This is a genomic window from Streptomyces sp. QH1-20 (genome assembly GCF_041283565.1).
GTDB lineage: Bacteria > Actinomycetota > Actinomycetes > Streptomycetales > Streptomycetaceae > Streptomyces > Streptomyces syringius.
In genome coordinates, this window is sequence record NZ_CP166299.1 from 4,789,405 (window position 1) to 4,813,456 (window position 24,052).

Annotated in this window: 22 protein-coding genes and 1 tRNA gene; 14 read left to right on the forward strand and 9 right to left on the reverse strand. The window is 70.9% G+C overall.

Features of this window, described 5'->3' with window-relative positions:
* Window positions 1-194 precede the first annotated feature (194 nt).
* Window positions 195-902 (reverse strand): TetR/AcrR family transcriptional regulator, encoded by a 708-nt coding sequence (locus AB8O64_RS21845; RefSeq protein ID WP_370420816.1) that lies wholly within the window; start codon window positions 900-902, stop codon window positions 195-197.
* A 99-nt stretch (window positions 903-1,001) separates the two neighbouring features.
* Here AB8O64_RS21845 and AB8O64_RS21850 point away from each other — a divergent pair, with 99 nt between their 5' ends.
* Window positions 1,002-2,483: an MFS transporter gene (locus AB8O64_RS21850; protein WP_370420818.1), complete on the forward strand. Its 1,482-nt coding sequence runs from the start codon at window positions 1,002-1,004 to the stop codon at window positions 2,481-2,483.
* Between the two features lie 60 nt (window positions 2,484-2,543).
* Window positions 2,544-2,960 (forward strand): VOC family protein, encoded by a 417-nt coding sequence (locus tag AB8O64_RS21855; RefSeq protein WP_370420820.1) that lies wholly within the window; start codon window positions 2,544-2,546, stop codon window positions 2,958-2,960.
* Between the two features lie 3 nt (window positions 2,961-2,963).
* Here AB8O64_RS21855 and AB8O64_RS21860 read toward each other — a convergent pair whose 3' ends face one another.
* On the reverse strand, window positions 2,964-4,133 hold the full coding sequence (locus AB8O64_RS21860) for a winged helix DNA-binding domain-containing protein (RefSeq protein ID WP_370420822.1): 1,170 nt from the start codon (window positions 4,131-4,133) through the stop codon (window positions 2,964-2,966).
* Between the two features lie 95 nt (window positions 4,134-4,228).
* Here AB8O64_RS21860 and AB8O64_RS21865 point away from each other — a divergent pair, with 95 nt between their 5' ends.
* Window positions 4,229-4,702: an N-acetyltransferase family protein gene (locus AB8O64_RS21865; RefSeq protein ID WP_370420823.1), complete on the forward strand. Its 474-nt coding sequence runs from the start codon at window positions 4,229-4,231 to the stop codon at window positions 4,700-4,702.
* A gap of 66 nt (window positions 4,703-4,768) precedes the next feature.
* Here the strand turns inward: AB8O64_RS21865 and AB8O64_RS21870 are convergent.
* The 5 genes from AB8O64_RS21870 to AB8O64_RS21890 form a co-directional block, all read right to left on the reverse strand.
* A tRNA-Arg gene (locus tag AB8O64_RS21870) sits at window positions 4,769-4,841 on the reverse strand.
* A 95-nt stretch (window positions 4,842-4,936) separates the two neighbouring features.
* Window positions 4,937-5,650, reverse strand: coding sequence for a YdcF family protein (locus AB8O64_RS21875; protein ID WP_370420825.1), 714 nt, complete (start codon window positions 5,648-5,650; stop codon window positions 4,937-4,939).
* The gene (locus AB8O64_RS21880; protein ID WP_370420827.1) at window positions 5,650-6,213 is read right to left on the reverse strand and encodes a GNAT family N-acetyltransferase; all 564 of its coding nucleotides are present in this window, start codon (window positions 6,211-6,213) and stop codon (window positions 5,650-5,652) included. The genes AB8O64_RS21875 and AB8O64_RS21880 overlap by 1 nt, the downstream gene beginning before the upstream one ends.
* A gap of 14 nt (window positions 6,214-6,227) precedes the next feature.
* Window positions 6,228-6,794, reverse strand: coding sequence for a GNAT family N-acetyltransferase (locus AB8O64_RS21885; protein WP_370420828.1), 567 nt, complete (start codon window positions 6,792-6,794; stop codon window positions 6,228-6,230).
* A gap of 24 nt (window positions 6,795-6,818) precedes the next feature.
* Window positions 6,819-8,165, reverse strand: coding sequence for a hypothetical protein (locus AB8O64_RS21890; RefSeq protein ID WP_370420830.1), 1,347 nt, complete (start codon window positions 8,163-8,165; stop codon window positions 6,819-6,821).
* Window positions 8,166-8,337: 172 nt separating this feature from the next.
* On the opposite strand from AB8O64_RS21890, the gene AB8O64_RS21895 reads away from it, so the two are divergent.
* The 6 genes from AB8O64_RS21895 to AB8O64_RS21920 all read left to right on the forward strand — a co-directional run bounded on the left by AB8O64_RS21895 (window position 8,338) and on the right by AB8O64_RS21920 (window position 16,439).
* Window positions 8,338-9,006 (forward strand): DUF6255 family natural product biosynthesis protein, encoded by a 669-nt coding sequence (locus tag AB8O64_RS21895; RefSeq protein ID WP_370420831.1) that lies wholly within the window; start codon window positions 8,338-8,340, stop codon window positions 9,004-9,006.
* Between the two features lie 79 nt (window positions 9,007-9,085).
* Window positions 9,086-9,394 carry a cupin domain-containing protein gene (locus AB8O64_RS21900; protein ID WP_370420833.1) on the forward strand — a complete coding sequence of 103 codons (309 nt, stop codon included), beginning with the start codon at window positions 9,086-9,088 and terminating at the stop codon, window positions 9,392-9,394.
* Window positions 9,395-9,458: 64 nt separating this feature from the next.
* Window positions 9,459-11,069 (forward strand): serine/threonine-protein kinase, encoded by a 1,611-nt coding sequence (locus AB8O64_RS21905; RefSeq protein ID WP_370420835.1) that lies wholly within the window; start codon window positions 9,459-9,461, stop codon window positions 11,067-11,069.
* 62 nt (window positions 11,070-11,131) lie between these two features.
* Window positions 11,132-12,838 (forward strand): serine/threonine-protein kinase, encoded by a 1,707-nt coding sequence (locus tag AB8O64_RS21910; protein ID WP_370420837.1) that lies wholly within the window; start codon window positions 11,132-11,134, stop codon window positions 12,836-12,838.
* Window positions 12,839-12,909: 71 nt separating this feature from the next.
* Window positions 12,910-14,568: a succinic semialdehyde dehydrogenase gene (locus AB8O64_RS21915; RefSeq protein WP_370420839.1), complete on the forward strand. Its 1,659-nt coding sequence runs from the start codon at window positions 12,910-12,912 to the stop codon at window positions 14,566-14,568.
* A 68-nt stretch (window positions 14,569-14,636) separates the two neighbouring features.
* Window positions 14,637-16,439 carry a GMC oxidoreductase gene (locus AB8O64_RS21920; protein ID WP_370420841.1) on the forward strand — a complete coding sequence of 601 codons (1,803 nt, stop codon included), beginning with the start codon at window positions 14,637-14,639 and terminating at the stop codon, window positions 16,437-16,439.
* Window positions 16,440-16,499: 60 nt separating this feature from the next.
* Here AB8O64_RS21920 and AB8O64_RS21925 read toward each other — a convergent pair whose 3' ends face one another.
* On the reverse strand, window positions 16,500-17,582 hold the full coding sequence (locus AB8O64_RS21925) for a hypothetical protein (RefSeq protein WP_370420842.1): 1,083 nt from the start codon (window positions 17,580-17,582) through the stop codon (window positions 16,500-16,502).
* Between the two features lie 687 nt (window positions 17,583-18,269).
* On the reverse strand, window positions 18,270-18,587 hold the full coding sequence (locus AB8O64_RS21930; RefSeq protein WP_370420843.1) for a chorismate mutase: 318 nt from the start codon (window positions 18,585-18,587) through the stop codon (window positions 18,270-18,272).
* A gap of 272 nt (window positions 18,588-18,859) precedes the next feature.
* Here AB8O64_RS21930 and guaA point away from each other — a divergent pair, with 272 nt between their 5' ends.
* From guaA to AB8O64_RS21955, 5 genes are all read left to right on the forward strand, one after another.
* Window positions 18,860-20,458 (forward strand): glutamine-hydrolyzing GMP synthase, encoded by a 1,599-nt coding sequence (gene guaA / locus AB8O64_RS21935; RefSeq protein ID WP_370420845.1) that lies wholly within the window; start codon window positions 18,860-18,862, stop codon window positions 20,456-20,458.
* A 133-nt stretch (window positions 20,459-20,591) separates the two neighbouring features.
* Window positions 20,592-21,212, forward strand: coding sequence for a Uma2 family endonuclease (locus tag AB8O64_RS21940; protein WP_370420846.1), 621 nt, complete (start codon window positions 20,592-20,594; stop codon window positions 21,210-21,212).
* 84 nt (window positions 21,213-21,296) lie between these two features.
* The gene (locus AB8O64_RS21945; protein ID WP_365378489.1) at window positions 21,297-22,091 is read left to right on the forward strand and encodes a class II aldolase/adducin family protein; all 795 of its coding nucleotides are present in this window, start codon (window positions 21,297-21,299) and stop codon (window positions 22,089-22,091) included.
* Window positions 22,092-22,282: 191 nt separating this feature from the next.
* Window positions 22,283-23,305, forward strand: coding sequence for a L,D-transpeptidase (locus tag AB8O64_RS21950; RefSeq protein ID WP_370420848.1), 1,023 nt, complete (start codon window positions 22,283-22,285; stop codon window positions 23,303-23,305).
* Window positions 23,306-23,475: 170 nt separating this feature from the next.
* Entirely contained in the window at window positions 23,476-24,018 is a 543-nt protein-coding gene (locus AB8O64_RS21955) for a DoxX family protein (RefSeq protein WP_370420850.1), read from the forward strand.
* Window positions 24,019-24,052 lie beyond the last annotated feature (34 nt).

Genomic DNA, 24,052 nt, shown 5'->3' on the forward strand with positions numbered 1-24,052 from the left:
GAAGGCTGAGCCCAGCCAATCAAGCCCGTCCGGCGATTGAGGACGCGCCCGAAGGGCGCTCGCCGCCGCAGGCGGCAAGACGGGCCGGTAGCCGAAGATCCGCCGGCCAGGCGAGAGGTGCACGCCGCCGCAGGCGGCAAGACGGCCCGCAGCCGGCAAGACGGGCCGGTAGTCGAAGATCCGCCGGCCGGACCCTAGCCCGCATCCAAGACGGCGCAGCCGCCATACGCGAGGGCAAGCCGATCGAAGCCGCAGGCCAGCACGCTGGCGATCACCTCATGCGTCCGCGAAGCCGGCTCGCCCGCGGCAAGCGACGCGTGCAGGGCCTCGAAGGCCTGCTCACGGACGGCGTTCGCGAAGGACGCGAACAGCTCCAGCTCGGCCCGGACCTCCGGGCTTTCCGCCTTCCGTCCGGCGCGTTCGACGAGAAGCTCCAGCAGGAGCCGCCGCCGCGCGCGCGAGACGGGCAGATAGCTGCGGCGGAGTGCCGGGCTGCCCAGGAGGATGCGGGCGAAGACGCGGGCCTGACCGAGGGAGTCGTTCTCCTCGGTCAGCACCATCCCGTAGCAGTCGACGTAGAACCGGTGCAGCCGGTCGAGGAGTTCGGCGCTGTCGGCGGCCGGCAGGACCGCCTCCGGCAGCGCCGCGTCGAATTCGCTGCCGCGCCCGAAGAAGATGTCCTCCTTCGAGGCGAAGTGCGTGAAGACGGTGGCGGGTGCCACCTCCGCCGCCGCCGCGATCCGGGTGAGGGTGACGGCCTCGAACCCCTCCTCGGCGAACAGCCGGAAAGCGGCCTCGGAGATCGCGCGCCGGGTGCGCTCCCGCTTGCGGCCGCGCAGCCCGGCCGGGGGCGCGGCGCAGGGCGTGGCGTCGGGGGCGGTGTGGGCGTGGGCCGTCGTCATGCGTTCAGGATAACCGCTCCCCCGCCAGAATTAGAGGTGCTACATTTTTAGAGCACCTCTACTTTCGGGTGCCGCCATCCGTTGTGAGGACGCCCCGCCATGCGCACAGCCGCCGCCCAGTCACCACCGACGCATCCGATACCAGGGCCCGCCGACGCCTTGTCCCCGTCGTCCCGCACGCCCCGTTCCCCCGCCGCGATCCTCGTCATCGCCTGCGCGGCCCAGTTCATGGTCGTCCTCGATGTGTCGATCGTGAATGTGGCCCTCCCGGCCATGCGCGCCGAACTCCACCTCAGCGCCGCCGGCCAGCAGTGGATCGTCAACGCCTACGCCCTCGCCTTCGCCGGGCTGCTGCTGCTCGGCGGCCGGGCCGCCGACCTCGTGGGCACCAAGCGGGCCTTCATGACCGGCCTCGCCGCCTTCACCGTGGCCTCCCTCGCGGGCGGCCTCGCCGAGGGCGGCGCCCTGCTGATCGCCGCCCGCGCGGTCCAGGGCCTGGGCGGCGCGATCCTCGCCCCCGCCACCCTCACGCTGATCATGACGACGTTCACCGAACCCACCGCCCGTACCCGGGCGATGGGCGCCTGGAGTGCCGTCATGGCGGCCGGCGGCGCGGCGGGCGCCGTCGTCGGCGGAGTGCTGACCGAGTACGCGGGCTGGCGCTGGGTGCTGTTCGTCAACGTCCCCATCGGCGTCGCCCTGCTGGCCGCCGCCCTTGTCTACGTCCCGCGGGCGACGGCCCGGGAGGGCGGGCTGCGCCGCCTCGACCTGCCCGGCGCGGTGACCGTGACCGGGGGCCTGACCGCCCTCGTCTACGGGATCATCGCCTCCGAGACCCACGGCTGGGGCGAGGCCGCGGTCTGGGGCCCGCTCGCCGCCGCGGCCGTACTGCTCGCCGCCTTCCTCGCCATCGAGGCCAAGGTCGCCCACCCGCTCGTGCCGCTCGGCATCCTGCGCCGCCGCACCCTGGCCGTCGCCAACCTGGTGGTGCTGGGTATGGGCGCGGCGACCTTCTCGATGTGGTTCCTGCTCTCCCTCTACTTCCAGCAGATCCTCGGCCACAGCGCTGTGAAGGCCGGCCTGTGTTTCCTGCCGGGTTCGATCGCGATCATCGTGGGCGCCCAGCTCGCCACCCGGGTCATCGCCCGTACCGGACCACGGCCGCTGTTGGTCACCGGCATGGCGCTGAGCACCGTCGGCTTCGTCTGGCTCTCCCGGCTGAGCGCGGACGGGAGCTTCGCGACCGACGTCGTCGTGCCGTTCACCCTGGCGACCTTCGGCGCGGGCCTGGCGATGATGCCCGCCACCGTCGCCGCCACGAGCGGCACCGACCGGGCCCAGGCCGGCCTCGCCTCCGGCCTCGTCAACACCTCCCGCCAGGTGGGCGGCGCGATCGGCCTGGCCCTGCTGGCCACGGTCGCCTCCCACACCACGGCCGGCCGGCTGGCCGCCCACGAGGACCTGCGGGTGGCGCTGACCGACGGCTACGGCAGGGCGCTGCTGATCGCCGCCGTGTTCACGGCGTGCGCGGCGCTCGGGGCGCTGGCCCTGCCGGGCGGGAACCGTACGGAACGATCGTGAGTTCTTCCCCCTGCTCCTCCTCACGTCCGCACGTCCGCGTGTTTTGAAGGAAGGAACGTCATGGCACTGGAGTTGAACCACATCATCGTCCACGTCAAGGACCGGCACGAGAGTGCCGAGTTCCTCGCCGGACTGCTGGGCGCCGACGCGCCCGTCGACTGGGCGCACTTCACGCAGATCACCTCGTCCAACGGCGTCGGCATCGACTTCGCGGACCACATGGTGGCCCCGGAGGACATCAACCTCAGCCACCTCGCGTACCTGGTCACCGAGGAGGAGTTCGACGCGATCTTCGGCCGGGTCGAGAAGCGCGGGGTGCGCTTCTGGGCCGACCCGGCGATGAAGGCCGAGGGACAGATCAACCTCGCCTACGGCGGTCGCTCGATCTACCTGCTGGACCCGGGCGGCACCTGCGCGATCGAGTTCATGACGAAGCCGTACGCCGAGGTGCCGGAGTCGCGGCCGACGCCGGCGTGACGCTCACGCACTGAGCTCCCGCTCCAAGGGAGTGCGGAAACGGGGCGTGACCCGCACCCCGCCCAGCCAGGCGGCCAGCCGGGCGGCCTCCGCGTCGATCGCGGCGGCCGTCTCGCGGCCCACGTCCGCCAGCGGACGCCAGGCGACCTCCCCGTCCGCCCGCTGCGCCCAGCCGCCCACGACGCGCCCGTCGCTCCAGACGGTCGGGCCGACGTTGCCCGCCCGGTCGAACAGGGCGGGTACGTGATCGGGTGAGAGATACCAGTCGCGGCCGCGCCAGCCCATGGAGGTGGGGTCGAGCCCGGGGAGGAGGGCGATCCAGGGCTCGGCGGCGGGTTCGTCGTCGAGATCGTCCGGCAGCACGACCCCGGCCCCGTGGGCCAACTCGACGCCCGTCACCCCCACATCGGCCAGCGCCCGGCGCGTATCGCCGAGCGTCCAGCCGGTCCACCATTTCAGATCCGCTTCCGTGGCCGGCCCGTACGCGGCGAGCCAGCGCCGCGCCACCTCGGCCTTGGCCTCCCGGACGTCGATCTCCGGCAGCTGCGGCACGCGCGCGTACGGGTAGAGGCTGCTGGTCCACGAGCCGCGCGGCCGGGCGCGCCGCACATGCCCGTCCGAGGCCAGTAGCCGCAGCAGCCGGCTGCCGACGCTCTGCCGCCCCTCGTAGGGCTTGCCGGGCGACACCACGATCGTTTCCTTCAGCGCGGGCACGTCCTTGGCCAGCTCGGCCGTCGTGGCCTCGCCCCGCGCGCCGAGCGCCTCCAGCACCTCCGCCTCGGTCCGCGCGAGCCGCTCCTCGTCCCAGCCCCCGTCGCTGCCGTCCCGCAGGAACTTCACGAACGCGGCCCGCTCCTTCACCGCGATCGCCCGCGCCGTGGAGGAGCTGACGTACGGGGCGAATTCCCGGCTCACGGCGAAGAGGGTGCGCCGCATGGACAGCAGCTTGATCAGCGTCACGTCCTCGTACAGCCCCCGCTCCACCTCCGCCGTCGACGGCTCGGCGAGCCGCGCGCAGGCCGACAGATACACGGTCGCGGCGTCGGTGGCGTGCAGGGCGACGAGGGCGTCCGCCGCGTCCTCGACGGTGGTCGCCCGGTGGCCGGGTGCGAGCAGATGCCGCCGCCCGAGGCGGGCACGGCGCTGCTCGTCGCTGATGCGGTGGCTCTTCATGGGGGAGAGGGTAGGGGCGGAGTAGGTCGGCTCCTGTCCTCGATGGGGCGCTATTTCAGGTGCGCCGCGAGGGCTTTGCTGAGAGGTTGCGCAGCATGGACACCCCTGCCCCTGCCGCTGCCGTTGAGATCCTGATCCGCCGCGCCACCTCTGCCGACGCGGCCGGTACGGCCGAAACGTGGCTCCGCTCGTACGACGCGGCCCTGCCGACCGTGCGCCGCGCACACACGGACGACGAGGTCCGCGACTACTTCCGCTATGTGGTGATCCCGGAGCGCGAGACGTGGGTCGCGGAGGCGGCCGGGGAGATCGTCGGAATGATGGTCCTGCACGAGAACTGGCTGGACCAGCTCTACCTCGCCCCCGGCTGGCGCGGCCGCGGCCTGGGCGACCGCCTGATGACCCTGGCCAAGCAGCGCTCCCCGTCCGGCCTGGACCTGTGGACCTTCCAGATCAACACCCCCGCCCACCGCTTCTACGAACGCCACGGCTTCACGGAGGCGGAGCGCACGGACGGCTCGACGAACGAGGAGCGCGAGCCGGACGTCCGCTACGTCTGGCGGCCGTAGCCTGCCCTTGTTGCTGCGGCATACGCGAGAGGCCCCTTCCGGTGTCGGAAGGGGCCTCTCGGGCTGTGCACTCGGCAGGATTCGAACCTGCAACCTCTTGATCCGTAGTCAAGTGCTCTATCCGTTGAGCTACGAGTGCGGGGCGTTGCGGGAGCAACCTTACAGGATTTTTTCCGGAGTATTCGCACACCCGTGAGCGGGGCCCGCGTCCGGGGGGTGGGGGCAGCGCCCGTCTCACTGCGACGGGTCCAGGAGCCGGCTGTCGAAACCGGAACGTACGAGGCGCTCGTAGGCGACGTGGACGTGGTCCGGGACATCCTGCTCGATCGCGAAGCCGCGCTTCGGGTACTCGATCACCCGCTGCAGATCGCCGACCATCGTGTCGATGACCAGCTTCGCGTCGCCGATGCCTTGGACGTAGTCGCCGAAGCTCATCCGGGCTGACGCGCAGACGATGTCGATCTCGGGCCAGACCTTGCGGCATGTGGCATAGGCGCGACGCTCCATGTACGGCAGGGATACCAGCATGGCCGTCTCGACCTGGACCCCGGCCGTGCGCAGCGCCTCGCGGGAGAACGTGATGTTCTGCCCGGTGTTCCCGGCCTTCGTCTCGAGCACGATCACCTCGCTCGGGACGCCGAGGCCCAGCGCGTGCTCGCGGTAGTGGACCGCCTCTCCACGCGGGAAGCGGGCTGCGGTGCCCGGGCTGTTGCCACCGCTGAAGACAAGAACGGGGAACAGACCGGCGCGGTAGAGACCGGCGGCGGCTGTCGCCACCCCGAGATCATGGCTGCCGAGGACGATTGCCGCGGAACAGGGCCGCAAGGCGTGACCGAGCTGCTGGTAGTCCCAGAGCAGTTGGGCGTCGCGCCACTGGCGCCGGTCGACCCGATCGAGCGTGAGGCGGGTGGGGTGCGGATCCCATCCTGCGCGAATCCTTGCAGCCATCAGCGCCCGCAATCGGTCAGGTCGAGCAGGAGTACATCATGAAGATCCGCGCCTTCCCAGGGGTAGGCGTCGCCGATCTTCCGATATCCCCAGGAGCGGTACGCGGCGACTGCAACCTCGCTTTCGGGGTGGATGTTCAGCAAGACGCGCTCGGCGTCGTTGCCCTGGAGCACGGCTTCGTGCAGTCGGCGGGCGATGCCGCGCCCGCGCCAGGGCGCGCGTACGGCCAGCTCCATCAGTCCGAAGGTCCGGTGGCCGTCCTCGCGGCGCATCTCGTCAGGCACGGGTGCGGTGAGTTGATCCCACCAGCCTGTGGTGGGGCCCAGGTTGTAGCCGTAGGCGATGCCCACCGGCTCGCCCGTCCCGGTGTGGGCGAGAGCGCCTCGGAAGGTGTGTTGACGGGTCTGCGAGCGGAAGCGCCGGAAGGTCGCTTTCACATCGGCTGCCGTCTCGCGGTAGGGCGGCTCGGCGAATACCTCGGCGTAGACGAACTGGAAGGCGTCCTCGACCTGCGCGGCGGCCCGGCCGTCCACGGGCTCGACTGTGACCGTTTCCCGTTCCACGCACTGCGCTCCCTCTACGCGTCACGCGCGAAAGGCCCAGCCTCCCACTCCTCGCTGAGGATCGAGTAGGTAATGGAGTCCCTCCAGACGCCGTTCTTCTGGACGTGTCCGCGGATCCTTCCTTCCTCTGTCATACCCGCTGTGATCAGCGTCTTGTCCGATGCGATGTTCAGCGGAGAACGGGCTGCCCAGATCCGGTGGAGGCCGAGGTCAACGAAGGCGAGCGCGAGCAGTAGCCGGACCGTCTCGGTGCCGTATCCCACTCCCCATGCGTCGGTGCGCAGGGCGAAGCCAATAGTGGCTGCGCGCTGTTGATGAGGGTCGGTGGCCAGGCGGGCGAAGCCGATCAGCCTGTTGGTGTCACGCTGGACGACCGCGAGTGCGTACTCATCGCGTGGAGTCGCCGTTGCCGAGGCGATGGATCGAGTGACGATCCCACCGACTTCGTCCCGCGAGCGAGGCGTGAACGAAAGGTGCTCGGTCACCTCTGCGCTGCCGTAGATCGCGAGCACAGAGTCCACGTCGTCGTGGGTGAGTTCACGGAGAGCGAGCCGCTGGCTGACGCGGTTGACCGGATACATGGCAGGGGACTTTACTCCCACGATTCAGCGAGGCAGGGCGAGCGTGGGACGGCGGAACATCGCGATCTCCTCGCGGATTTCCCGAGCCGCGAGCGCGTTGCGGACCGGCCCGCGCAGCAGGGCTTCCCGTACGCGTTCAGCGGAGTAGATGATTCCGGCGTTGCGTCGATTGGCAGGGAGGTCAAGCACGGGCCGCATGGCTTCGGCAGTACCTTCCAGGTCGCCATGGTGGAGGCGTGCCAGCGCCAGGCTCGTCTGTGCCCCAGCCGCGTCGCTGAAGGCCCAGTGTGGATCACTGATGTCGCTGTAGCCGTGGACTACTCGCTCAGCGCGCTCCGTCAGTTGAGAATCGCCGTCGCCGATCAGTACCTCTGCTTCGACCACGTAATAGTCCTGTCGGATCTGCGGGAACACGAGAAGTCCGCCAAGTGCGTCGAGGTCGTCGGGGATCACTTGGTCGCGCAGGTCAGAGGCGCGCTCGCTGGCCGCGCGCACGATGTCCTCGTCGCCCAGGAGCGCTGCCGCGCGGGCTTCGAGGCCTGCCAGCCACACGCTCACGCTGCCGCGCAAGCCTTCACCCATGGCGGCTCCTTGACGTGCGTAGTGCAGCGCGTCCTCGGGGCGTTCGGCCCAGTAGGAAATGAGGGACTGGAGTCCGCGTACCCATGTGCCCATACCTTTGTGCTCTGCCTTGTCGGCGCACACGGCAGCCGTACGGGCCTGCATCATGGCCGAGGACGGGTCCCCGAGGTCGTGTCCGGCCTTGGCGAGCATTCCGGACGCCAGTGCGGCCAGTAGATACAGGTCGCGGGCCTGCGAAGGCTTGGTTCGACCGCTCTCCAGCAGGCGGAAGGTCTCATCCTGCACATCCACGAGGTCATCCAGGATCGTCCCCAGAGGGACCCGGACGTAGGTCTCCGCGATTCGGCGGACCTGGTCCTGGAGGAACCCCAACGTCTCGGGGCCGACCTCGCCTCGCTCGGCTCCCATGGCGAATGCCATCGCACGTCGTGCAGCCATAGCCGCGCTCCTCCCCATCTCGTTCAGGTCGTCCGTGCCGGGGCCGGCCCAGTGCTCGGTGTGAGACGCGCTGACCTCGTCAGCCGGGCATACAGGAACCGATTCCGCGGCCCAGAGTTCATCGACTGAATACCCGAACAGATGGCGGAGCACGCGACGCGACCCCGGGTGGGGTCTTCCCGATCCGTAGTACCACCGCTGGTACGTGCTGTCGGACACCGAGAGGTTGGCCAGCCCCGGGTTGTTCTCGATCTCCGCCAGTTCACTGGCAGCCCGCTCGAAATGAAGGCGGAAGACGTCGTACGTCTGCCATTCCCGCTGGTCGACAAGTGCCCGGAGCAGCGTGCGCATCGTGCCCCCTCCTAGGTGTCCAGCACGTGACTCCGACGGTAACGGCGAACGCGCCCAACGCCCCGGCAAAGAGCGTCCTTTGGGCGAAGTGAAGGCGATATGGGGGTGATTCGAGGTCACGTCGCGCCCCTTGAGGAAAATTCGGGGTCGAAATGACGGTGGAGATGGACCCATGCCGACGGACACGCTGCAGGGGCCCCGCCGATGTGCGGGCCGGGACGGGACCCCATGGAACTCGGAGAGGCTTCAGTGCGATGACGTACAGGAACGGTGCGTTCGTGATGGATACGCGGGAGAACCGGATCGCGCAGGTGATCGGGAACGCGGGTCGGCGGGTGCAGGTGCGGCGTCCGGGGGGTGGGCTGGAGTGGGAGGTGCCGTGTTCGGTGTTGCGGTTGGCGACGCGGGAGGAGCGGGTGGCGGCGGGTCTCTGGCCGGTGGGGCCCAGGCCGTTGCTCGGCTGTGGGGAGTGTGCGGAGTTGACGGCTGCGTGGCGGGAGGCGGTGGCGGGGGAGGACGAGGTGGAGGCCGGGGATGCTCTGGTCGCGTTGCGTCGGCATCGGCGGACGTCGCACTTGCTGGAGGAGGGGCAGTGACCGTGGCGGTTCTCTCGCGGGAGTGCGGGCACGGTGCGGGGTGGAGGCACACAGGTGGTGAGGCCCGCTGCGGGGCGTGCGGGGTGGTGCGGTTCACGGAGTACGGGGCGCTGCGGCCTCCGGGGCTGCCTCAGGTGGTCACTCCGGTCGGGAGCGCTCGTCGGGCGGACCGCAGTGCGGCTCGGGTGGTGTCGCGGACAGTCCGGCGTCCGGCGTGGTGGGGGCAACGGCCCGGTGGGGCGTGACAGCGACCCGCCGCCCTGCCGCGAAGCTTTACCCAACGGTCAGCCAACGCCGCGCCCCGCGCCACTAGCGTCACCGTCCATGGAAACGATCAACGTACGAAACGTGGCCGCAGCCCTCCCCCGAGCGTGGAGTTCACGCGTGCTCGGCGAGGCCGGCGGGGCCTGTGTGAAGGTGCTGCGGATGGACGACGGCGGGCTGGAGGACGAGGCGCACGACAGCGCCGAGGCGCTGTTCGTGCTCGACGGGTGCCTCGAACTCACCGTGGCAGGCGTGCCGGTGGCCGTCCGGGCAGGTGAGCTGTATGTCGTACCGCCCAATACCTCGCACGCCGTGCGACGGGGGAGTCACGGGGTGCTGGTGGTGATCGAACGGAGCCAGGCCGGTTGAATTCGGGCTGTTGGATGGGGGACGCCGCCGGTATCGGGCCGGAGGGGTGGGGCAAGATGGGGCCATGGGGACCTTCGCTGCACCCGAAGGGTTGATCGCCGGTCGCTACCGGCTCGGGCCGAGGATCGGGCGTGGCGGCATGGGCACCGTTTGGCGTGCCAATGACGAGCTGCTGGCCCGTGAAGTCGCGGTCAAGGAGCTGCACGTCGATGACGAGCTGAGCGCCACCGAGGCGCAGGCGCACCGCGACCGGACGCTGCGCGAGGCCCGTACGGTCGCGCAGATCAAGCACCCGAATGTGATCGTCCTGCACGACATCGTCGAGCAGGACGGGCGTCCCTGGATCGTCATGGAGCTGGTGGACGGCCGGGCGCTGTCCGACCGGCTGTCGGCGGAGGGCCCGGTGCCGGTGCGGGAGGCGGCCCGGATCGGGGTCGCGCTGCTCGGGGCGCTGCGCGCCGCCCACGCGCGCGGGGTGCTGCACCGGGACATCAAGCCCGCGAACGTCCTCCTGGAGGCCGGCACCGGCCGTGTCGTGCTGACGGACTTCGGCATCGCCCAGGTGTCGGGGGCGACGACGATCACCGAGACCGGTGCGTTCGTCGGCTCGCCCGAGTACACCGCGCCGGAGCGGATGTCGGGCGGTCGCGCCGGTCCGGAATCCGATCTGTGGTCCCTGGGGGTGCTGTTGTGCACCGCGCTCAGTGGTGCGTCCCCCTTTCACCGTGACTCCCTCGGCGGGATCCTGCACGCCGTCGTCTACGACGAGATCCGGCCACCCGCCGACGCGGGCCCGCTGCTTCCGGTCGTGCGCGGCCTGCTGGAGCGGGACCCGGCGCGCCGGATGAGCGCGGACGAGGCGGAGCGGCTGCTGCGCGGCTACCTCGACACCGGGCGGCTCGCGCCGTCCGCCCGCTACACCCCGACGCAGCGCAGCGTTCCCGTACCACCGCCCGTGCCGGTCTCCAGCGAGACGCCGCAGAGCACGAGCGGTGATCCGTCACCCACCTGCCCGCCCCGAAGCCCCCGGGGCGGGCGCGCGCGTACCGTCGTGGCGGCGGCCGTCGCCCTCACCGCCCTGGCCGGCATGGGAGCCGGTCTCGCCGTCGTCCTGGTCGACCGGGAGTCGAAGCCGGTGGACCCGAAGCCGGGACGTGCGTCGATGCCCTCGAACCAGGCCGTGGCCTCCGCGCCGCCCAGCACGCCGCGCGTCAAGGCACCCGCCGGGTATCAGGTCGTCCGGGACCCGGCCGGGTTCGCGCTCGCCGTACCCGAGGGCTACACCCGCTCCTTCGAACCACCGCGCGTCTTCTACTACTCGCCCGGCAAGGAGTTCCGGATCGGCATCCTTATCCAGGACGCCCGCCCCGGCGGTCCGATCGGCGCGATGCGCGACTCCGCCGCCCGGGCCCCGGACCGCTACCCCGGCTACTGCGACGGCCGCGTCGAGAAGACGACCCACAAGGGGTACCCGGCCGCGTCCTGGGAGTTCACCTGGAACGGCTTCGAGGAGGACGCGGGGCCCCGCCACACCTTCGACCTCGGCTGGGACGAGGCCGGGAAGATGTACGACGTGTGGGTCTCGGGCCCGGCCACCAAGTCGGTCGAGGGGCGCCGGCATTTCGACACCGCCCTGGACACCTTTGTGCGCACCCGGCCGGTTTCGTCGCCCTGACCTGGGGCGGGGCCGAGTGGCCGAGGTGCGCCCACGGTCCCCCGGTTGGTAATGATTGGTACATGACGAACCACGGGGGACGGGCCGACGAGCCCACCAGCTACGGGCTCCAGCCGCCGAGTGCTCCGGCTGCGTTCGGCGCGCCGGCCAATCCCTATTCCGGCCAATTCGCGGCACCGAACGGGGCGAACGGTACGTATCAGCCGACGGCCCACCACACCCCGCCCCCGCAGCCCGCGGCCGCTCACGGCACGGCCGAGCCGGGGAGTGGCCGCAGAATCGGCGGCCGCTACCGGCTCGTCTCCCGCCTCGGCCACGGCGGCATGGGCACCGTGTGGAAGGCCCGTGACGAGGTCGTCGACCGCGACGTCGCCGTGAAGGAGCCGCGCGTCCCCGACCACCTGCCGGAGAGCATGCGGCAGACCGTCTACCAGCGCATGCAGCGCGAGGCCCGCGCCGCCGCCCGCATCGACCACCCCTCGGTCGTCACCGTCCACGACGTGGTGATCGAGGACGGCCGCCCGTGGATCGTCATGGAGCTGGTGCGCGGGCGCTCCCTCGCCGACCGGCTCACCGAGGGCACCCTGGACCCCCGCGAGACCGCCCGGATCGGCCTCTCGGTCCTGGGCGCGCTGTCCGCCGCCCACGCGGCCGGCGTGCTGCACCGCGACGTGAAGCCGGACAACGTCCTCCTCGGCCCCGACGAGCGCGTGGTGCTCACCGACTTCGGCATCGCGCAGATCGAGGGCGAGCAGGGCCTGACCGAGACCGGTGCCTTCGTCGGCTCGCCCGAATTCGTCGCGCCGGAACGTGTGTTGGGCCAGGTGCCCGGGCCGGAGTCCGACCTGTGGTCGCTGGGCGTCGTGCTCTACGCGGCCGTGGAGGGCGTCTCCCCCTTCCGCCGCACCAACACCCCCGCCACCCTCCAGAGCATCCTGTCCGCCGAGCCGCAGACCCCCTCGCGCGGCTCGGGAGCGCTCGGAACGCTCGTCATGCAGCTGCTCCGCAAGGACCCGGCGGCTCGCCCGACGAGCGCCGAGGCCCGGCAGACGCTGGAGTCCGTGGCCCGTCCGACGGCCCCGCAGCCGACGGCGTTCGCCCCGTCCGCGACGTCGGGCACGGGCAGCCGCTGGGTGCCGCCCGTGCTCCAGGGCAACCGCAAGGCGCAGTGGGGCCTCGGCGGCGGCGTGCTCGCCCTGGGCGTCGCGGCGGCGCTCCTGATCGTGAACCCGTTCGCGGTCGGTCCGGCGATACCCCTGCACTGGAAGGTCCGGGAGGAGCCGGAGATCGTGCGGGCGTCCCTCGCGGTCCCCGAGGACTACATCAAGACCACGGACGCCGACAAGGGATGGGTCGGCTTCAGCGACCCCAGCGGCGTGTTCGTCATCTATCTGACCCGGGCGACGGAGGAACCCAAGCCGGGATCGTCCCAGGCGAAGCCCGACATCGGCTCGGCCGACGCCGAGGCCGACAAGCTCAAGGCCTACTACCAGGGCGGCACGGCCCCGGGGCTCAACGACCCCGTGGCGAAGAAGAGCGAGGCGGCCTACCAGGGCATGGATTCGGCGGAGGTACAGACCGTCTACCGCAAGTCCGGGAGCGACGCGGCGGATCCCAAGCGGCTCATCCGGACCCAGATCATCGTCAACAAGGCCAAGAACGTCTCCTGGCAGCTCGAAGTGCGGATGCCCGAGAAGGGCGAGTCCCGCAAGGACGGCGACAAGCTCTTCGAGAACGTCCGCCAATACCTGAAGCTCCAGGAGAAGTAACACCCAGGGACGGGTGAAATCAGGCTACTGGCGGGTACCCAAAGTGTCGGCCCACGCCTACGCTCGCCCTCATGACGGACTCGCGGCGCGGCGTAGCAGAGATAGCAGGCACAGCGGAGACGGGAGAGGCGACGACGGGGTCAACGGAGCCCGGCGGAAACCCGGTTGCCCCCGCGGGGGCCCGTACCGCGGCCGACGTCGTCACCCCGGCCCTCGTCGCCCGGCTCAGCACCGGTGTCCTCGGCAGCGGCACGACCGCCAACCACACGCCCTTCACCGGGCAGAAGCTGGCCGATCTGCCGGAGTCGAGCCCGCAGGACGTCGCCGTCGCCTTCGACCGGGCCCGTGAGGCGCAGCGCCGCTGGGCCGCCGTGCCCGTCCGGCAGCGCGCGGCGGTGCTGCTGCGCTTCCACGACCTGGTGCTCGCGCGGCAGGCCGAGGTCCTGGACCTCATCCAGCTGGAGACCGGCAAGGCCAGGCTGCACGCGCACGAGGAAGTGCAGGCCGTCGCCATCGCGGCCCGCCACTACGGGCGCAAGGCACCGGCGTATCTGCGGCCCAAGGGGCACACGGGTGTCGTCCCTGCCTTCACCAAGGTGACCGAACTGCGCCAACCGCGTGGCGTCGTCGGTCAGATCGCCCCCTGGAACTACCCCTTCGAGCTGTCCGTCGGGGACGCCCTCCCCGCCTTCGTCGCGGGCAACGCCGTCGTGATGAAGCCCGACACCGAGACCGCGCTCACGGCCCTGTGGGCCCGTGAGCTGCTGATCGAGGCGGGTCTGCCCGCGGAGGTGTGGCAGGTCGTGCTCGGGGCGGGCCCGGTCGTCGGCCCGGCCGTCGTCGCCCACGCCGACTACGTCTCCTTCACCGGCTCGACCCGCACCGGCCGTGAGGTCGCCCAGGGCGCCGCCGCCCGCCTGGTCGGCTGCTCGCTGGAGCTCGGCGGCAAGAACGCCATGCTGGTCCTGCGTGACGCCGACGTCGAGAAGGCCGCCGCGGGCGCGATCCGCGGCTGCTTCTCCTCCGCCGGTCAGCTGTGCATCTCCATCGAGCGGCTGTACGTCCACGAGTCGGTCGCCGACGACTTCGTCCGGCGGTTCGTCGCCCGTACGAAGGCGATGCGGCTCGGCACGGGCCTCGCCTACGGCGCCGACATGGGCTCGCTCGTCTCCGGCCGGCAGTTGGAGACCGTGACCCGGCACGTCGACGAGGCCGTCGCCAAGGGCGCCACCGTCCTCGCGGGCGGTCGCCCCCGCCCCGACATCGGGCCGCTGTTCTACGAGCCGACCGTCCTCGAAGGCGTCGAGGCACCCATGGCGGTCTGCGCGGAGGAGACCTTCGGCCCGGTCGTCTCCGTCTACCGCTTCCGTGACGAGGACGAGGCCGTCGCACGGGCCAACGACACCCCCTACGGGCTCAACGCCAGCGTCTGGACCCGGGACGGGCGGCGGGGCCGCGCGGTCGCGGCCCGGCTGCGCGCGGGCACCGTCAACGTCAACGAGGCCTACGCGGCCGCCTACGGCAGCGCGCAGTCACCCATGGGCGGCATGGGCGACTCGGGGCTGGGGCGCCGCCACGGCTCCGAGGGCATCCTCAAGTACACCGAGGCCCAGACCGTCGCCCAGCAGCGGATCCTGCCGCTCGCCCCGGCGTTCGGACTGGACGACGAGCAGTACACGGCGCTCATGTCGCGCGGCCTTCGCGCGATGAAGGCCCTGCGCGTGCGCTGACACCCCGCACGCTCTACGGGCCGCCTACGGGTCCGCCTCTACGGTCCGCACCCCCTACGGAGGTACCGGTGGCAGAGTTCGACTACGACGTGATCGTCATCGGCTCGGGCTTCGGCGGTTCGGTGTCCGCCCTGCGCCTGACCGAGAAGGGATACCGCGTCGGCGTACTGGAGGCGGGCCGCCGCTTCACCCGCGACACCCTGCCCAGGAACTCCTGGGACCTGCGCAACTACCTCTGGGCCCCCGCCCTCGGCCTCTACGGCATCCAGCGCGTCCACCTCCTCGGCAATGTGATGGTGCTCGCGGGCGCCGGCGTGGGCGGCGGCTCGCTCAACTACGCCAACACGCTGTACGTGCCGCCGAAGCCGTTCTTCGACGACCCGCAGTGGGCACACATCACCGACTGGCAGGAGGAACTGCGGCCGTACTACGACCAGGCCCGGCGCATGCTCGGCGTCCGGCTCAACCCGACCATGACGCCCTCGGACATCCACCTCAAGGCGGCGGCCGAGAAGATGGGCGTGGGGGACACCTTCCATCTGGCACCGGTCGGCGTGTTCTTCGGGGACGGGAGAGACGCCGAGGGCACGGCGGGCACCGCGCGGGCCGAGCCGGGCACCGAGGTGCCCGACCCGTACTTCGGCGGCGCGGGCCCGGCCCGCAGGGCCTGCACCGAGTGCGGCGAGTGCATGACCGGCTGCCGGCACGGCGCGAAGAACTCCCTCACCGAGAACTACCTCCACCTCGCCGAGCGGGCCGGGGCCGTCATCCACCCGATGACCACGGTCGTGGCCGTCACCGAGCACGGCGACGGCGGGTTCAGGGTCGTGACCGTGCCCACCGACCAGCGGCGCAAGGCCCGGCCGAGGGTGCTGCGCGCGGAACGGGTGGTCGTCGCCGCCGGTACGTACGGCACCCAGACGCTGCTGCACACGATGAAGGACAAGGGCCTGCTGCCCCGGATCCCCGACCGTCTCGGGCACCTCACCCGTACCAACTCCGAGGCCCTCGTCGGCGCCATGACCGACAACCGGCGCTACCGCAAGGCCCACGGGGTGCCGGAGGTCGACTTCACGCGCGGCGTCGCGATCACGTCCTCCGTCCACCCCAACGCCGATACCCACATCGAACCCGTCCGGTACGGCAAGGGTTCCAACGCGATGGGTTTCCTGTCGGTCAGCCAGGTGCCGGTGGGCACCCGCGCGCCCCGCGTGGTGGCCTTCGCCGCGAACTGTGTGCGGCATCCCGTGACGGCCCTGCGGTCGCTCTCCAACCGCCGCTGGTCCGAGCGCACCATCATCGGCCTGGTCATGCAGTCACTGGACAACTCCCTGACCACGTACCGGAAGCGGAGCGGCCCGGGCAAGGGGCTGCTCACCGCCCGGCAGGGGCACGGCGCGCCCAACCCGAAGCAGATCCCCGAGGCGGCCGAGGCGGCGACGCTCATCGCGCGCGAGATCAACGGCTTCGCGGGCAGCAACGTCGGCGAGCTGATCGGCACCCCGCTGACCGCCCACTTCCTGGGCGGCTGCCCCATCGGGTCGGACGCCACCCAGGGGGTCATCGACCCGTACCACCGGCTGTACGGGCACCCGGGCATCTCCGTCGTCGACGGCGCCGCCGTCTCCGCGAACCTGGGCGTCAATCCTTCGCTCACCATCACGGCCCAGGCGGAGCGTGCGATGTCGTTCTGGCCGAACAAGGGTGAGGCGGATCCCCGTCCGGAGCAAGGCAGTTCGTACACGCGCGTGGCCGCCGTCGAGCCCCGCAGCCCGGCGGTCCCGAAGGACGCCTTCGGGGCGTTGCGGCTGCCGTTCCTGGCGGTGCCGGAGGTACCGAAGCGCGCCGAGCGGGGTGTCGAACCGGTGTAGGTCCACGGGTAAGCCCCGTGCTCCAGGGGAGCGGGGCTTACCCGTCGCTGTTCCCCGGGTTTACGCGGCGGAGTCCGCCTTACGGCGGCGGCGTACGACGAAGACCGCGCCCGCTCCCACGGCCACCGCCGCCCCGCTGAGCGCGGCGACCGTCGGCAGCCCGGACGAGGAGCCCGTCCGGGCGAGTTCACCGGTCACGGGCAGCGTGGACAGACTGCCCTGCGCGGCGGGCCGGTTGGTGTGCTGGGGCTTGCCCGGCCTGGCGGTGGTGCCCTTGGCGTCGTCGACCTTGCCGGGCCTGCTGCCGACGGGAAGGACGTCGAAGTAGAAGATCGAGCCTTCCGCGTCCCCGCATTTGCCGTCGTGACCGGTGTAGGACCCGGCCTGGAAGGCCGAGCCGTATCCGGCGGGGGTCTTGGCGTCGATCTTCAGCCGGAGCTTGGCGTCGGCGTACTGCCGGGGCCCCAGGTTCTCCGTCTCGGCGAAGTCGCCGAAGTCCTCGGGCAGGGGCTGCCAGGCCTGCTTCCGCACGTCGTACCACTCCACGGCGAGGTACTGGCTGGTCTCCTTCCCCTCGCCCCTGCCGTCCCAGGTCCAGACGTCCATATAGGCGACGACCGAACGCAGCTCCCTGTCGGAGGTGTTGGTCGTCCGGTAGGTGAAGTCCTGCCAGCCGGAACCGGCCACGATCTTGCTGGGGAGCCCGAGGAGCTCGGTCCTGATCCGTGCCTCGTCCGCGTACACGTCGCAGGCGTCCGGGGAGCCCGTCGTCGTGCTCGAAGCTTCGGCGGTCGGGGAGCCGGAGGTGGACGATGGGTCCGGCTCACCGGTCGAGGTGGTGGCCGAGGCGGCCGAGGACGGCGCGGCCGGGCTCGGGGGCGCGGACGAGGCGGGCGGCTCCACAACGGGCGAGGACGAGGTGCCGGGGGTCGACGGCGCGGACGGCGTGAGCGACGGATCCGGCGAGGCGCTCGGCACGGTCGCCTCGCCGGTGGCGAAGGCGTACGGGGCGACGAGCAGTGCGGTGGGGCCGATGACAGCCGTGGCGGCGGCGGTCGCAAGAGCGCGGCGAAGCTTCATGGAGACCTCTTCGGGGTCCGAAGTGAAGGGGCCGTCGCGGTGGGGGGTGTGGAACGCGGTCATGGCCCATGCGATTGCAGGTACATGACCAGTGATCGACGCGAATGGTTGCGCCACCCCCCGGGGCCGACGCCCGTGATTGATCTCACAGGGCGGGCGGGGATCGGCGAAGGGCCCCGTGGCCGCCTCCGCGGGGGGCGCGGGCGGCCACGGGGCCCTTGACTGCCGGCACCGGAGTCAGGGCAGGGTCGGTGCCGCGGAGCGGCGCCGGGGGAAGCGCCGCAGGTTCGAGAGGTCGTGTCGACCCGGGCCACTGGTTCAACCAATGACGGTGCGGGCCAAGGGATTTGGTGTCCCTCTGGCATCGTGGGGGATGTCCCTCGCCGGGCGCAACCGTTTCGACCGGATACGGTCGGTTCCAGGCGTCCCTGGAACCGACCGATCTTGGGTGGCGGCCGGGCTGCTGTCCCCTGCTGACCGGTCGCCGTGTCACCGGAGTGAGGTCCCACGACGTACGTGCTCGTACGTCTCACACTCCGGTGGATCCGCCCTGTCGTTGCCGGGCGCCCAGGTGAACAGGGACGGAAGCCACGCGTGGATTTCAAGTGGGCCGCTCCTGGCTGGCGCGGACAACGAGTCCAACGAAGGGCGTCGGGAGGCGGTCACGCGCCGTACGGGTGACGGCGCCCGAACTCGGATCCGCGTCAGGTCCGCGTCAGACCTGTATCGGCTCCGGGCCCGCAGCCGCGGTCAGATCCGTCCGCGGCACAGTTCCAGGAGGGTCATGGCCAGCGTGGTGCCGGGCTTGCCGAGCTGGTCGCTGAAGTGGGTGAGGATCTCCATCTCGCGGGCCAGGCTCACCCGGGGACCGCCCGAGGCGATCCGCTCGCGTTGGATCACCGCCGAGACGGCCATCCGCTCCTGCACGAGCCCGATGATCCGCCCGTCGAGATCATCGATCCGCCCGCGCGCGTCGGTGATCAGATGGACGGCCTCGTCCGTGCGGGCGCCGGTCTCGGCGGCGATCGGGGCCGGGGCGGTGCTGGGTGCGGCGGTCGGGGTGCTCATGTCCGTGTCTCCTGGGGTCTTAAGGGGGTCTCGGGGGTTCTGGAGCCCCCAGGCCGGTCATCGGACCCGGAAAACGCAGGACGCCCCGGGCCTTGTCGGCCCGGGGCGCCTGGGAAGTCGCTGATCAGTGTTTCAAGCAGCACAGCCATGGCAGCCGGTCGGGCCGGTGCCATAGGTAAACGCGAAGGTGAGCTGCTTAAACATGGGGCTCAGTATGAGCCCGTTAGAATGGAAAGTCCAACCCCCCGTTTCACCGCCGGAAGGCCGCCGAAGTGCCATCAGCGTCCCCTGCTGCCGCCCACGACAACGCCGCGGACCCCGTCCTCGTTGTCGACTTCGGCGCGCAGTACGCCCAGCTCATCGCCCGCCGCGTCCGCGAGGCCCGGGTCTACAGCGAGATCGTCCCGTCCACCATGCCGGTGGAGGAGATGCTCGCCAAGAACCCGAAGGCGATCATCCTCTCCGGCGGTCCGTCGTCGGTCTACGCGGACGGTGCCCCGAGCATCGACCGCTCCCTCTTCGAAGCCGACGTTCCCGTCTTCGGTATGTGCTACGGCTTCCAGCTGATGGCCACCACCCTGGGCGGCACCGTCGACGACAACGGCGCCCGTGAGTACGGCCGCACCCCGCTGACCGTCTCCAAGGTCAGCTCCACCCTCTTCGAGGGCACGCCGGCCGAGCAGTCGGTGTGGATGTCGCACGGCGACGCCTGCTCCGCCGCCCCCGAGGGCTTCACCGTCACCGCGTCCACGGACGTCGTGCCGGTCGCCGCCTTCGAGAACGACGAGAAGAAGCTCTACGGCGTCCAGTACCACCCCGAGGTGCTGCACTCCACCCACGGCCAGCAGGTCCTGGAGCACTTCCTCTACCGCGGCGCCGGCATCGAGCCCACCTGGACCACCGGCAACGTCATCGAGGAGCAGATCGCCTCGATCCGTGAGCAGGTCGGCACCAAGCGCGCCATCTGCGGGCTGTCCGGCGGCGTCGACTCCGCCGTGGCCGCCGCCCTCGTCCAGAAGGCCATCGGCTCCCAGCTCACCTGCGTCTACGTCGACCACGGACTGATGCGCAAGGGCGAGACCGAGCAGGTCGAGAAGGACTTCGTCGCCGCGACCGGTGTGCAGCTCAAGGTCGTCGACGCGCAGGAGCGCTTCCTGAGCGCGCTCGCCGGCGTCTCCGACCCGGAGACCAAGCGCAAGATCATCGGCCGTGAGTTCATCCGCGTCTTCGAGCAGGCGCAGGCCGAGATCGTCGCCGAGGGCGCGGCCGACGGCGAGGACGTCGCGTTCCTCGTCCAGGGCACGCTCTACCCGGACGTGGTCGAGTCCGGTGGCGGTACCGGCACCGCCAACATCAAGTCCCACCACAACGTGGGCGGTCTCCCCGAGGACCTCGAGTTCGAGCTCGTCGAGCCGCTGCGCCAGTTGTTCAAGGACGAGGTCCGCATGGTCGGCGCCGAGCTGGGCCTGCCGGACGAGATCGTCCAGCGCCAGCCCTTCCCCGGCCCCGGTCTCGGTATCCGCATCGTCGGCGAGGTCACCAAGGAGCGCCTGGACCTGCTGCGCGAGGCCGACGCCATCGCCCGCGAGGAGCTGACGGCCGCCGGTCTGGACAAGGAGATCTGGCAGTGCCCGGTGGTCCTGCTGGCGGACGTCCGCAGCGTCGGCGTCCAGGGCGACGGCCGCACCTACGGTCACCCGATCGTGCTGCGCCCGGTCTCCTCCGAGGACGCCATGACGGCGGACTGGACCCGGATGCCGTACGAGGTGCTGGCGAAGATCTCGACCCGGATCACCAACGAGGTCAAGGACGTCAACCGCGTGGTGCTCGATGTGACGAGCAAGCCGCCGGGGACGATCGAGTGGGAGTGATCCCACCGGCCTCCCGATAGGCCTTTTGTACGGTCAACGCCGATGTCGTCGCTCATTCGTTTGAGCGGCGGCATCGGCGTTTGCGGTGGGTACGCTGGCTGTACGGCCCAGAATCCCGTCCATGGGAGGACTCATGACTGCCGAACCGATGCCCGAATCGCTGCCGGAGCCCGAGCAGCCGACTGGGCCGCGGTGGCCGGTGCCGCCGCCCGGTGGCTTCACCGTGGACCATCTGTTCAGCCTGCCCGACCTCCCGCCGCACACTGAGCTGATCGACGGGAGTCTGGTCTTCGTGAGTCCTCAGCGGGATTTCCATACGCTGACCCTCTATTTGCTGGAGAGGGGTCTGCGTAGGAGTGTGCCCGACAGCCTACGGGTCAAGCGGGAAATGACGGTGGTGATCGATCGCAGCAATGCTCCGGAGCCCGACCTGTCCGTCGTGCGGGCGGAGGCCGTGACCGACCGCCGCCAGACCCGCTACGACGTGAAGGATGTCGTTCTGGCGGTCGAGGTGGTCTCCCCCGATTCGGAGGCTCGCGACCGGGATGCCAAGCCGCACAAGTACGCCAAGGCCGGTATCCGGCACTTCTGGCGTGTCGAGATGGTGGGGGAGAACGACCGGCCGGTGGCCTATGTGTACGAGCTCGACCCGGCTACGAAGTCCTATGCCGTCACCGGTATTTATCACGATCACCTCAAGCTGACTGTCCCCTTTGATCTCGATATCGATCTCACGGAGATCGACCAGCTGTAACCTCCCGGGCCAGGGCTCTGTTCTCCTCGGGTACCCGGCGGTAGCTTCCCTTGCGTAGCCACGGAGCCGCCCGAGGAGACCGTCATGCCGCAGCCGACCCCGCCGGAGCCCATCCCCACCGACCGGCTCCACTTCGCGATGCCGCCCCAGCACGAGAACGTCGAGGACGAGCGGCGGCACCGCAAGGAGCGGCTCGCGGCCGCGCTGCGGCTCTTCGGACGGCTCGGGTTCGAGGAGGGCGTGGCGGGTCATATCACCGCGCGGGACCCGGAGTTCACGGACTGCTTCTGGGTCAATCCCTTCGGGATGTCCTTCAAGCACGTCACCGTCTCCGATCTGATCCTGGTGAACCACCAGGGGCAGGTCGTCGAGGGGCGCTACCACGTCAACCAGGCTGCGTTCGCGATTCATTCGCAGGTCCACCGGGCCCGGCCGGACGTCGTGGCCGCCGCGCACAGCCACTCCACGTACGGGCGGGCGCTGGCCGCGCTGGGGGAGCCGCTGGAGCCGATCACGCAGGACGTCTGCGCCTTCTACCAGGACCACGCGGTCTTCGACGACTACACGGGCGTGGTCCTCGACGAGGAGGAGGGGCGGCGGATCGCGACCTCCCTCGGGCCGCACAAGGCCGTGATCCTGCGCAACCACGGGCTGTTGACCGTCGGGGACTCCGTCGACGCGGCGGCGTGGTGGTTCATCACGATGGAGCGCTCCTGCCAGGTGCAGCTGGTCGCGAAGGCCGCCGGGAAGCCGGTGCTCATCGACCCCGAGAGCGCGCTGCACACCCGCGAGCAGCTCGGCAACGACCTGGTGGCGTGGATCAACTACCAGCCGCTGTACCAGCAGATCACCCGCAGTGAGCCGGAGCTGCTGGGCTGAGCCTCCGGCCGGGGTGACTTCCGGCCCGGGCCACCCCGGCCCCCACCCCCGCCCGGGGGCGGGGGTGGCTCGTCCTTCCGGGCGCCTTTGAGGCGCTTTCGTGCTGCCTACGATGAATGCGATGCCGGGGCCTCGCCGCCTCGGCATTGTCACGCCTGGAAGAAACGGTTCGGAAGAAGACTGGTAGGAACATGCGCCTCTCCCGCTGCATCGGGCTGTCCGCCGCCCTGGCCCTGACCGGCCTGGCCGTCACCGGATGCGGCGGCGGCGCCGAGGCCGAGGAGCGGTCCGGCTCCGGCAAGCCGTCCTCGCCGTCCTCGTCCGGGCCCTCCGCGCCGGCCTCCGTGGCCGCCCCGGAGAAGCCCGCCCCGCCCGCCGTGGAGCTGCCGGGCGCCGCCAAGGTCGTACGGCCCGAGATCGCGCCCGCGAACGGCGAGAAGGTCGGCGTGGGACAGCCCGTCGCCATCGTCTTCAAACAGCAGAAGGTCTCGCCCGGGCTGCGCGCGGGCATCGAGGGACGGCTGAAGGTCCGGACCTCGACGAAGACCGCCGGGGCCTGGCACTGGGCGGAGTCCAAGGGCGACACCCTCCTTCACTTCCGGCCCGAGAAGTACTGGCCCGCCGGGACCGAGGTCTCCCTCGACGCGCGCCTCGGCAAGGTGAAGCTGGCCCCCGGCACGGCCGTCGACCGCGACCGGCAGATCAACTTCACCATCGGCGCCGCGATGATCAGCACGGTGGACCTCAAGGCCCACCGGATGACCGTCGTCCGCGACGGCAGGACGCTGCGCAGCATCCCCGTCAGCGGCGGCGACGAGAAGAAGTTCAAGACCCGCGACGGCATCAAGACCATCCTCGCCAAGGAGGGCCGGGTCGTCATGGACTCGCGCTCCATCGGCATCCCGCGCAACCACCCCGACGGCTTCTACGGCTCGTACGACTACAGCATGCGCGAGACGGTCAGCGGTGAGTACGTGCACGCGGCGCCCGACAACGCGGAGTCCTTCGGCAAGGAGAACGTCAGCCACGGCTGCATCGGCATGTCCACGGCCGACGCCAAGTGGCTGTACGGGCTGAGCCTCAAGGGCGACGTCGTCCAGGTCACGGGCAGTTCCGGCAAGCCCATGGACACCTTCGGCAACGGCTACGGCGACTGGAACCTCAGCTGGGAGCAGTGGCTGAAGGGCAGCGCGCTCGGCGCCCGCACAGGCTGACGGCTGACGGCGGACCGGCCCGCTCGGCGCCCTTGAGCCGTCCCTGACCTGGGTGGCGGGGTTGTCCACAACCCTGTGGTTGTCCACAGGGCTGAACGCGTTCCGCTCGACGTCCGTATGGTCGGGGTGTGGGCAGTGGGCGGGGCGATGGCGGAGAGGTGGCGGGTGGCATGGCTTTCTCAGGCCGAACGGACACGAGCGGCGGCGCGGACCGGCGGTCCGCCCTCTCGCGGTACGCGCTGCTGCCGCTGCGCGTCTTCCTGGGCGTCACGTTCGTCTACGCGGGGCTCGACAAGCTCACAGACTCGGCCTTCCTGGCGAGCAGCGGCCCGGGTTCCCTCGGTGAGCTGATGCGCGCGGTGCGGGACAGCGCCGCGCTCCCCGGGCTCGTCGACCTGGCGCTGAAGAACCCCGTCGGCTTCGGCTACGCCATCGGCATCGGCGAGCTGGCGGTCGGCATAGGCACCCTGCTGGGGCTGTTCGCCCGGGTGGCGGCGGTCGGTGGCGCTCTCATTTCCCTCAGTCTGTGGCTGACCGTGAGCTGGGCGACCACGCCCTACTACTACGGCAATGACCTCGCCTATCTGATGGCCTGGCTACCGCTGGTCCTCGCGGGCGCGCCCATATTCTCGGCCGACGCGGCCTTGCGCGGTCGCCGGGGCCGCCGGGCCTTCCGGGGGCGGCGCGGCCGACGCGGCGGGCTGCCGGCCTGATCCGGCTGTCGTGCCGCCTGCGGCGGAGAGCGCC